The 9,184-nt window shown below is 50.2% G+C and carries 12 protein-coding genes and 1 pseudogene; all 13 read left to right on the forward strand.

Annotation, left to right across the window (positions count from 1 at the left end; all coding sequences use genetic code 11):
- Positions 1 to 173: 173 nt before the first annotated feature.
- A complete protein-coding gene (locus tag CKK19_RS08600) occupies positions 174 to 1,100 on the forward strand; it encodes a hypothetical protein (protein WP_003036404.1) in 927 nt (308 codons plus the stop codon).
- Between the two features lie 146 nt (positions 1,101 to 1,246).
- Positions 1,247 to 1,432, forward strand: a complete 186-nt coding sequence (locus CKK19_RS08605) for an AlpA family transcriptional regulator (protein ID WP_003036401.1) — start codon at positions 1,247 to 1,249, stop codon at positions 1,430 to 1,432.
- Between the two features lie 121 nt (positions 1,433 to 1,553).
- Positions 1,554 to 2,141, forward strand: a complete 588-nt coding sequence (locus CKK19_RS08610; RefSeq protein ID WP_003036399.1) for a DUF2857 domain-containing protein — start codon at positions 1,554 to 1,556, stop codon at positions 2,139 to 2,141.
- Positions 2,131 to 2,340: a TraR/DksA family transcriptional regulator gene (locus tag CKK19_RS08615; protein WP_003036397.1), complete on the forward strand. Its 210-nt coding sequence runs from the start codon at positions 2,131 to 2,133 to the stop codon at positions 2,338 to 2,340. Before CKK19_RS08610 ends, CKK19_RS08615 begins: the two co-directional genes overlap by 11 nt.
- 396 nt (positions 2,341 to 2,736) lie before the next feature.
- Positions 2,737 to 2,958: a hypothetical protein gene (locus CKK19_RS08620; RefSeq protein ID WP_003036394.1), complete on the forward strand. Its 222-nt coding sequence runs from the start codon at positions 2,737 to 2,739 to the stop codon at positions 2,956 to 2,958.
- A gap of 70 nt (positions 2,959 to 3,028) precedes the next feature.
- Positions 3,029 to 3,673 carry a lytic transglycosylase domain-containing protein gene (locus CKK19_RS08625; RefSeq protein WP_003036391.1) on the forward strand — a complete coding sequence of 215 codons (645 nt, stop codon included), beginning with the start codon at positions 3,029 to 3,031 and terminating at the stop codon, positions 3,671 to 3,673.
- Positions 3,670 to 3,948: a TrbC/VirB2 family protein gene (locus CKK19_RS08630; RefSeq protein ID WP_003036389.1), complete on the forward strand. Its 279-nt coding sequence runs from the start codon at positions 3,670 to 3,672 to the stop codon at positions 3,946 to 3,948. Before CKK19_RS08625 ends, CKK19_RS08630 begins: the two co-directional genes overlap by 4 nt.
- Positions 3,949 to 3,959: 11 nt before the next feature.
- On the forward strand, positions 3,960 to 6,707 hold the full coding sequence (locus CKK19_RS08635; RefSeq protein WP_080528193.1) for a VirB3 family type IV secretion system protein: 2,748 nt from the start codon (positions 3,960 to 3,962) through the stop codon (positions 6,705 to 6,707).
- Between the two features lie 22 nt (positions 6,708 to 6,729).
- A complete protein-coding gene (locus CKK19_RS08640; protein ID WP_003036383.1) occupies positions 6,730 to 7,458 on the forward strand; it encodes a type IV secretion system protein in 729 nt (242 codons plus the stop codon).
- 11 nt (positions 7,459 to 7,469) lie between these two features.
- Positions 7,470 to 7,742: an EexN family lipoprotein gene (locus CKK19_RS08645; RefSeq protein WP_003036380.1), complete on the forward strand. Its 273-nt coding sequence runs from the start codon at positions 7,470 to 7,472 to the stop codon at positions 7,740 to 7,742.
- 78 nt (positions 7,743 to 7,820) lie between these two features.
- Entirely contained in the window at positions 7,821 to 8,852 is a 1,032-nt protein-coding gene (locus CKK19_RS08650; RefSeq protein ID WP_225455093.1) for a type IV secretion system protein, read from the forward strand.
- Positions 8,853 to 8,941: 89 nt separating this feature from the next.
- On the forward strand, positions 8,942 to 9,082 hold the full coding sequence (locus CKK19_RS08655) for a hypothetical protein (RefSeq protein ID WP_020078407.1): 141 nt from the start codon (positions 8,942 to 8,944) through the stop codon (positions 9,080 to 9,082).
- Positions 9,075 to 9,164 (forward strand): annotated as a pseudogene (locus CKK19_RS25365) (type IV secretion system protein); the annotation flags it as partial. The gene CKK19_RS08655 and the pseudogene CKK19_RS25365, both read left to right, overlap by 8 nt.
- Positions 9,165 to 9,184 lie beyond the last annotated feature (20 nt).

Raw genomic sequence — 9,184 nt, forward strand, 5'->3', positions numbered from 1 at the left:
GTTACGAGAGAAAATTTCATAGCGAACTAAAAACTAGTTTAACAATTTTATTTTTAAACTCTTTACTTTATAAAATAGGGTTCATTTGTACATTATCGATAATATTCATGAATAATGAAACAGTGAATCGTAATTTAAGTTTTGCATAGAAAAATATGTAAAAGGAGTTTTTCATGTTGAAAAGCAGCGAGATCATAAACGGTTCGCTTCCGAAACCTGACTGGGTAACCATACAAGAAGCCGTTAACATAATTAATACAGAGAGCAACGAAAGAATCAAAGAGAGTGATATTTACCGTTATGCATTATATAATAAAATTAATCTCGCCATATACTTTCAATCTCCAATTATTCTGCGAAAAATAAAATATGCATTTCAAAAAGTAAAAATGCATCCAGCTAGAGGGACATTGATTCATCGTTTATGTCTGCTAGAAAAAAATAGCTTTATTAATGGATGGGACTCAATTTTCAGTACTGAGGGCAGATACGTCCACTCCACACAAAATATTATTGATACATCACTTATTGGGTTTGAATGTATTTTAATAAAGCAATTTCTCGCATGCTCATTGAATATACCATTACCAATTATTGGGAAAAACACGGTAAATTATGGCATCACTGTTACTATGTCCAATGAAGTTTTTCAGCTGTTTGAAAAAACAACCTGGAAGTGTAGAATTGAACATCAAATAAAAAACCTACCAACAGATCTGGCGTTTGATATTATGGAGAGAATTTCTTCAGAGGGAACGATAAATCAAAATACAAAGCAAGAATATTTCCCCCTCTATAATTTGCCTCAGGATTCCTGCTTTGTTATTCGTTACTCAGAGATTGAGAAACTAATTAGCACCCAGGTTACAGAGAAATCCCTCCCCTCTTCAACTAGAATATCCACACCCTTGTCAAGGTTATTTTGGCTCGCTTGTAGGCACAATGATGTTATCAGTCCATTAATAAAACAACCCTATAAATTATTGACAATTTTTGAAGAATGGGCGGCAGCTGATGGTATCACTGACCGTCTAAGCGGTGATACTTTAAAAACAGCACTAGAGCGTGGCTCCCCTCCGTCCTCATCCTTATTAAATTGATATTGTGTTTATCTGTCAACAATATGATCCCGTATTTAGTTTATTAAACCCCGTAATACGGGGTTTACCACTACCACTTCTCCTTCCGTTATGCTTTTTTATTATCTCCAGGCATACCAATGTTTGTTTTGCTACAGGAGACAATCATGACATCACATCAGTTATTACGCTTAAAAAAGGTTGAAGAAAAAACCGGCTTGAAACGTTCACAAATCTATCTGTATATGAAAGAGGGTACATTTCCTCGTTCAATAAAAATCGGACCAGCCAGTGTGGCCTGGCTGGAATCAGAAATTGACGAATGGATCAATATTAAATTGTCCCGGCGCTAAACGCGGTCAAGGGAAGGCGAATTAAAGCAACTGATTCAACTAAATACCCTCCAACAGGCTATATACCCAGATATTTCTGCATCTATCTTGCCTGTTGAACAAAATATACGGAATACATATTATGATCCCTTCACTAAATTACGCCGTACTCACCAATGCCCTGCAGGCGCTTAATGAAGGCAATATTCGTCACTGTGAAGATCTCGGTTTCACATTTGACGAAATGAATGCCCTCAGCCAGCTCTCGCCAGATGCACTCTTTACGCTGAGCCGAGCAGCCGCGCCTTTTATCGCAGTCTCGCTACGCCACGATGTTCTGCACCAGTTGCTGGCCCATTCTGGTCAGGAAGAACAGCGCCGACAACTAATTGACCGGGCCATACGACTGGGCGGCTCCATCGCACTGATGAACCACTATTTTGGTCTCACCTCCAATGAAGTCTGCCTTCGCCGTCGGTTGCTGGGTGTCAGCGTGCCGTATGGCCGAACGCCTGAACCGGATGAAAAGACAGATGTGGCTATCTGGTTGCAATGGCAGCAGCGCAGGGTAGAAAACCTTGAATCGCCCGATGCACTGATCACCATGATGCAGGTGACGGAAATCCTGCAGCCAGAGGCCGAAGCGCTGTCACTCACCACGGTCTGGAAACGTATCGCACTGTGCGAACAGGAAGCCGCTACTGGCAGGAGGACTCTCCATGCCGGATGAGATCGACCGCGATCAGGAATTTAATGAACAGCGACTGGAGGAGATGATTGAGCAGAACCGTTTTAAGCCGGGTTCAACACCATCATTATTTCACTGTCGTATATGTGGTAAACCTATTCCTGAAAAACGACGGCAGACTCTGCCGGGCATAACCACCTGTACAGAATGTCAGGAACAACTTGAGCATCGCAGACGCTAATAATAGCGATAAAGACGTTCGGGGATATTATTTCTCTGCACGTCTTTCTGTTTCCATTAAAATAGAATGTCTTCTTTATTATCTGTTCTGCATCCTTCTCCCTCTTTCCGCATCTGATAATCCTCGCCAGTTTATCTCTCTTATTTTTGTTTTGAATTTATCGTTTATATCCCGCACTGAATATCTGATTCTGAAAATGCCATAACAACATGGTTGCCCTGATGGACGTTCATTCGTCCAGGCCGGGGATTGTTCTTTAACAAATTGGATCGGGCTGTCACGTAACCACAATTCAGGGTGCCGCTGAATGTTCTCGCTGACCCGTTAAAACCGGAATGCAGAACCGGGATGTGACCTTTTTATTGCTTTCACGGCTATTTTATTAAAGGAAATACCATGAGAAAACCCAATTATCACGTCTTTATCACTCAGGAAAGTCAGCCCGATGCACAGGGCGAGAAAAACACGTACTGGACCAGGGTTGGTGTGGCCTTCGCACATAACGGTAAGCCTGGCCTGAATATCGTGCTGATCCCCGGTATTGCGGTTTCAGGCAGGCTGGTACTGCTTGAACCGAGAGAAGAGAGTGACATTTCACAGGATGCCGCAGCCGTTTAACCCGCTTTTGTCCTTCTCCCCGGTAACGTGTTTTTGTATACGCTGCCGGACCCACGGTTACGAGGCCACTATGCTTTCCACCACAGCCTTTCTGGCGCTGGCGACGCAGTGCGCCACCAGTGTTCACCCGTCCACGGCACTTGATGTGGCACGGGTCGAATCCGGTTTTCACCCTTACGCCATTGCTGAAATCGTGCCGGGCGGCAAAGGTGTGATTTCACATTTTCCCGCAAGCCATGATGAGGCGATGAGCCTCACCGGACGGCTGGCGGCGCAAGGCCGACGCTATTCGGTCGGCCTGATGCAAATCACCAGCACCAATTTCCGCCATTACGGCGTCACGGCCAGCGACTTACTTAACCCTTGCATCAATCTGTCGGTATTTGAGCGCATTCTCGCCGACTGTTACCGGCGCGGTAGCACTCTGAAACGAGCGCTCAGTTGTTACTACTCCGGCAACTTTGAAACCGGTCAGCGACCGGAATCCGCCTTTAACCAGACCAGCTACGTACAGCGCATTGGCTATGTCGTCCCGTCCACCCGGGAAGACCGGCAGCGAGCCCCTGACCCGAGCACACAACCGTCTGCCCGTTATCCCGCCGTTGTGCTGCGCGGCGAGCCTGCCGGTGCCACTGCGCCGATCCTGACTTCCCTGCATTATCCCGATTCCGTCATTCGCGGCGCTATCCCTGTTATCCCTGATGAGGAGAAATGATCATGCGTAAACGCCGTTACTCCGCTGTTGTTTCCGTGCTGCTGTCTGCCCCGGTGCTGGCGGCGAACAGTGGTTTTAACAAGGCCAATGAAACACTGAGCAATACCTCGACCGGCCTGCTGGGACTGGCCGCCGTCACCATCACACTGGCGACTATGTGGGTGGGCTACAAGGTGCTGTTCGACGGCAAGAGCCTGCATGACATGCGTAACATCATCATCGGCGCGATCCTGATCGTCGGCGCGTCCGGCTTCGGTGCCTACTGGGCGTCATAAGGGAGGCAACGATGGCTACGCTGAATAAAGCACTCACGCGGCCTGCCGCCATTATGGGTATTCCTCTGGTGCCGTTCGTTCTCGTCAGCGGGGCCATCGTCCTGCTGGCAGTCTATGTCAGCTATTACCTGGCGATTATGCTCATTCCTGCATGGGCGGAAATGAAAAATAAAACCCGAAAGGACATTCATTATTTCAGTCTGCTCTGGCTGGCGTTTAAAACCCGTGGGCGGCTTTTCACCAATACCCATTTTGGCGCGAATGCCCTGCTGGCAAACCAGTACGATAACGTTGATGTCTCGGAGTTTATTCAGAAAATGAAATTAAACGAGCGTATTACGCTGGATAAATATATTCCGTACTCCTCCCATATTCACCCTTACGTCATCAGAAACCGTCACCGTGATTTGGTTGCCACCTGGGAGCTGGACGGCACAGTCTTTGAATGTGAAGACGAACATCACCTGACCCTGATGGCCACGCACCTGAATAACGTTATTCGTTCGTATGAGGGTCTGCCGGTAACATTCTATATTCACCGGCTCCGTGAAAAATACCATGATGTTTTTGAAGCCTGTTCGGGTATTCCCTTTTCCGATGAGGTAACACGTCGGTATTACCAGCCGGTAAAAGACAAACCGTTCTGGCGGCACCGGCTGTTTTTCACCGTCTGCTACGCGCCGTTCTCTCAGATTGAGAAGAAAACCATGAAAGCGCAGTCGCACAGTAAACGCCAGGCAGCACTGGATGACGCGCTCAAAATCATGCTGGAATACCGCGAAGCACTGGAATCTTCATTATCCCGCTATATGGCAACGCCGCTGGGGATATATGAAGAAAACGGGCGGGTGTATTCCTCACAACTGGCGTTCTTCCATCGTCTGCTTACCGGTCAGTGGCAGAAGGTGGCCGTAACGCGCTCACCATTTTATGAAACGCTCAGTACGCCAGACGTCTTTTTCACCACCGACACCGGTGAATGCCAGACGGTCAGCGGTTCCCGTTTCTTCCGCAGCCTGGAGATTAAGGATTATTCCCCGGAAACCCATACCGGTATGCTGGATGCGCTGCTGTACGCCGAAAGCGAGTATGTTCTGACGCAGTCCTTTACCTGCATGGCACGGGATGAGGCGCAGAATCATATCCGTCTGGCGGAAAAACGGCTTAACTCCACGGACGACGACGCGACTTCCCAGCGCGAAGAGCTGATTGTCCTGCGCGACCTGCTCCAGTCCGGACATGTGTCGTGCGGTAAATTCCACTTTTCCCTGCTGATCTCCTCAGACAGTGCCGGACAGGTGGTGAAGGACACTAACGTTCTGGCCCAGCCCTTCGCCGATCTTGGTATTATGACAACGCTCTCCACCCTGTCACTGCCCGCCGCGTATCTGGCGCAACTGCCGGGCGTGTATACGCTGCGACCCCGACTGGTGGCCGTCAGCAGCCAGAATTTTGCCGATATAGCCTGCCTGCATAACTTCCATCCCCACAAACGCAGCGGTAATCCGTGGGGGGAAGCCATCGCCATCCTCACATCTCCCGGCGGTGGCGGGTATTACCTGAACCTGCACGACAGCCAGGCCGGGCGGGATGACACCGGTGAGAAAACGCCGGGGAATACGGCGATTATCGGGAAAACCGGATCCGGCAAAACCCTGCTGATGACCATTATGCAACAACTGATGCAGAAGTACCGTAACCCGGCGTCGTTTGCGCCTTCTGCCACCATCAAACGGCTGACCACGGTGTATTTCGATAAGGACCGGGCGGCGGAGATGGCGATCCGCCAGGCGGGCGGGCGTTATTTCCGCATCCATACCGGCGAGCCCACCGGCTTCAACCCGTTTGCGCTGGAGCCAACCCGCCGGAACATCAGTTTCATCAAACGGCTGGTGCGCATGCTGTGCCGCCGCAACGGTAAGCCGCTCGATCCGCGCGATGAGGAGCGGATCAGTGCCGCCGTGGACACCATCATGCTGGACTATCCGCCGGAGTACCGCCGGTACGGGATCACCCGGCTGCTGGAAGTGCTGCCGGAGCCGCCGACCACAGACGCCCGCACCAACGGGCTGCGTATTCGCCTGAAACAGTGGGCGCAGGGGGGCGAGTTCGGCTGGGTGTTTGATAACGAGGCCGATACTTTCACCATCAGCGATGTCGATAACTTTGGTATCGACGGCACCGAATTTCTGGATGATGACGATATTCGCGGCCCCGTGACCTTTTACCTGCTGTACCGTGTGACCAGTCTTCTGGATGGTCGCCGCCTGGTGATGTTTATGGATGAGTTCTGGCGCTGGCTGGCCGATGTCGAATTTTCCCGCTTCTCCCTCAATATGCTGAAAGTCATCCGAAAGCTGAACGGTATCTTCGTTCCGGCAACACAGTCACCGGATGAAATCGTCAGACACCCCATCGCCCCGGCGATTATTGAGCAGTGCGGTACCCAGATTTTCCTCGCCAACCCGAAAGCCAGCCATGCGGATTACGTGGAGAAAATGAAAGTGCCGGAAAGTGTTTATGACACGGTCAGGAACCTGGATCCGGGCGAGCATTATATGGTCATCCTGAAAACACCGCTGCGGGCCGGGGAAACCCGCCCGTTTGTGGCGATGGCGAAAATGGATCTGTCCGGGATGGGTAAATTCACCCGGCTTCTCAGCGGCAGTGAGGACAACCTGAAAATATTCGATGCCATTTATCAGGATGGTATGCGACCTGATGAATGGAAAGATACTTTTTTTGACCGGGCAATCTGAAAGCCAACCTGAGGTACTATCAATGCGTTCCAGGAATCACCGTCTGGCATTATTGTTATTTTTCTCGGCGCAGGCGTTCAGCGCCGGAATACCGGTTTTCGACGCCGTGCAGAATACCGAATCCATTAACCAGTGGATGCAGAAACTACAGCAATGGGAGGGTACGGTTACCCATTATAAAAGCGAACTTAATGCGTATAAGAAGCAACTGGCTACCGCAACCGGCGTGCGGGATATTCAGGGTTTTCTCAGTGATGCCCGAAGCCTGAAAACCGATATTGATAATCTCCGTAAGAACGGTATTTCACTGGATGATCTGCTGACCACGCAGAACAGTTCATATTCTTATGAACTGCAACACCTTTACAGTAAATACAAATCGTTCAGCGTATGCAGCGAGGAACAGGAAGGAATAAAATATCAGGCCCTGGCCGACAGTTGCAAACAGATAATCCTCAATCAGGCAATGGCGATTGAGAATACCACTGACGTTGAAAACAGGATTAACAGCACACTCAGCGATATATCAGACTTATCTGACCGTATATCGAATGCGCAGGACTCGAAAGAGTCTCAGGATCTGGCTAACGCCATCGCGGCGAAAAGCGTACAGTTAAATGCGCTGACGAATCAGTGGGAGATGTCTGTCAGGCAGGCTGAACAGCGAACGACATTGCTGGAACAGCAAAGACAGAAAGCCTTTGAACAGCAGCAGCTAACGGCACCTGTTGCTGACCTTAATAATTTATAAGGAGGTTATCCGTGCTCAGATCCTTATTCACCTTATGCACACTCTCAGGCGTGATATTACTGTCCGGCTGCAAGGAAACCAAATCCGAAGCCTGGTATAAGCAACATCCTGACGAAACTTATGCGGTTTATACGCAATGCCTGAAGGATGGCGAGGCAAGCGATAACTGCGAATTTGCCCACCGGGCAGCACTTATGTTTGCACAGGAAGGCCAGCCCGGGGTTAAGGAAAAATTCGAGGCGATATTTCAGCAGGAAGCTGCAAAACGAAATGCAGTGACATAGTAATAATATTTCCTCCAACAAAACAGGGAATTCTCCCTGTTTTTTTATTTCCTTTCTTTAAATATCAGGTGAGGCACCATGTCCGGTGGTATTTTTGTTGGTATGGACAAAAACATCATGGATGGACTGAATGCTGTACTGGAAGGTCAGTCTTCCACTTACGGCACGATGATCAGCGTCATCATTGTCAGCTCTTTTACCTTATTTATACTGTATCGCGGTTATCAGACACTGGCTGGCAAACTCCGGACCCCGGTTGAAGATGTCGTCTGGGATGTGGGGCGAATGTTGCTGATCACCACCTTTGTGTTAAACCGGGATGGCTGGCTTGATATGGCGGTAGCGGCTATCCAGGGACTCAAAGACGGTGTCAGCGGCGATGATAATATCTGGGCGCTGCTCGATACTGTCTGGGGAAAGGCACAGGCGCTGGGGCAAAAGTTATTTAATATGGACACATCAACTTACGTCAAACTGAATGGCGGCCTTGCCGAAGTGCTGGTATGGGGCGGCTCTATTGTCCTGCTGATGGCAGCCACCTTTGTCAACCTGCTCGCCGAAATCACCATCCTGTTAATGACCACCACCGCGCCGCTCTTTATTTTCTGCCTGCTGTACGGTTTTCTTAAACCGATGTTTGATAACTGGCTGAAAACGATTTTTGCGGCAATATTAACGATCATGTTTTCCGCCTTATCCATCCGTATCGCCATTAATTACCTGAATAAGATACTGGATGCTGCAACAAAAACATCCGCTGAAACCAATATGGTCACGCTGGCGGCGCAGTGCCTGCTGGCCGGGATAGCGGCAGGTGTGATGGTCTGGTTCTCCGCGAAGCTCGCCAGCGCACTCAGCGGGGACGCCGTACAGGCGGTGCTGCAGGGGGCAGCCATGAGTGGCCTGAGCGGACTGGCGAACAAATCCGCCGACCTCGCCGGAGCGGGGGTAAAGGGCGGTGCCCGCCTGACTGCGAAAGGCGGCATGGCCGTCGCAGCGGCGACCGGCAGACTCACCGGCGCAGGCGCGGGTAAAACCGTGAGCGCCTGGCAGAAACGCGCCGCCGCCATCGAAAGCATGAAACGCCTGAACCGGCAGCGTCACCGTTAATCCTCCCGATCCTTAATTTCCTTTCCCCGTCACGCCGTGGCCTGCGCCACCGGTGCGGCATTCCTGCATCCATACGATAAGGGGCTTCCATGAAATTCAGCATCATCCTTCTGATGCTGTGCGCGCTCACGGGCTGCGCACGGCATCAGGGCGACCTCCCACCGGTATCCGGCGAACCCGAGCCAGTGAATTCCCCCGCCATCATTCAGGAGCTGACTCACCATGTCTGATATTCAGAAGATTGTTAATGTTTCCCGCTCTTTTGAATCCATACTGCTGGAAAAGGAAGAACGTTCCCGAAAAACCGCCTGGCTGAAGTGAACCCCGAAAGT

It is taken from the genome of Enterobacter sp. CCUG 70166, assembly GCF_020224095.1.
Taxonomy (GTDB): Bacteria; Pseudomonadota; Gammaproteobacteria; order Enterobacterales; family Enterobacteriaceae; genus Enterobacter; species Enterobacter intestinihominis.

Coding starts and splice junctions, on each gene's coding strand:
- CKK19_RS08610 (WP_003036399.1), top strand. CDS start 1,554: ATGATCCCTTCACTAAATTACGCCGTACTCACCAATGCCCTGCAGGCG.
- CKK19_RS08650 (WP_225455093.1), top strand. CDS start 7,821: ATGTCCGGTGGTATTTTTGTTGGTATGGACAAAAACATCATGGATGGA.
- CKK19_RS08640 (WP_003036383.1), top strand. CDS start 6,730: ATGCGTTCCAGGAATCACCGTCTGGCATTATTGTTATTTTTCTCGGCG.
- CKK19_RS08600 (WP_003036404.1), top strand. CDS start 174: ATGTTGAAAAGCAGCGAGATCATAAACGGTTCGCTTCCGAAACCTGAC.
- CKK19_RS08620 (WP_003036394.1), top strand. CDS start 2,737: ATGAGAAAACCCAATTATCACGTCTTTATCACTCAGGAAAGTCAGCCC.
- CKK19_RS08655 (WP_020078407.1), top strand. CDS start 8,942: ATGAAATTCAGCATCATCCTTCTGATGCTGTGCGCGCTCACGGGCTGC.
- CKK19_RS08605 (WP_003036401.1), top strand. CDS start 1,247: ATGACATCACATCAGTTATTACGCTTAAAAAAGGTTGAAGAAAAAACC.
- CKK19_RS08630 (WP_003036389.1), top strand. CDS start 3,670: ATGATCATGCGTAAACGCCGTTACTCCGCTGTTGTTTCCGTGCTGCTG.
- CKK19_RS08615 (WP_003036397.1), top strand. CDS start 2,131: ATGCCGGATGAGATCGACCGCGATCAGGAATTTAATGAACAGCGACTG.
- CKK19_RS08635 (WP_080528193.1), top strand. CDS start 3,960: ATGGCTACGCTGAATAAAGCACTCACGCGGCCTGCCGCCATTATGGGT.
- CKK19_RS08625 (WP_003036391.1), top strand. CDS start 3,029: ATGCTTTCCACCACAGCCTTTCTGGCGCTGGCGACGCAGTGCGCCACC.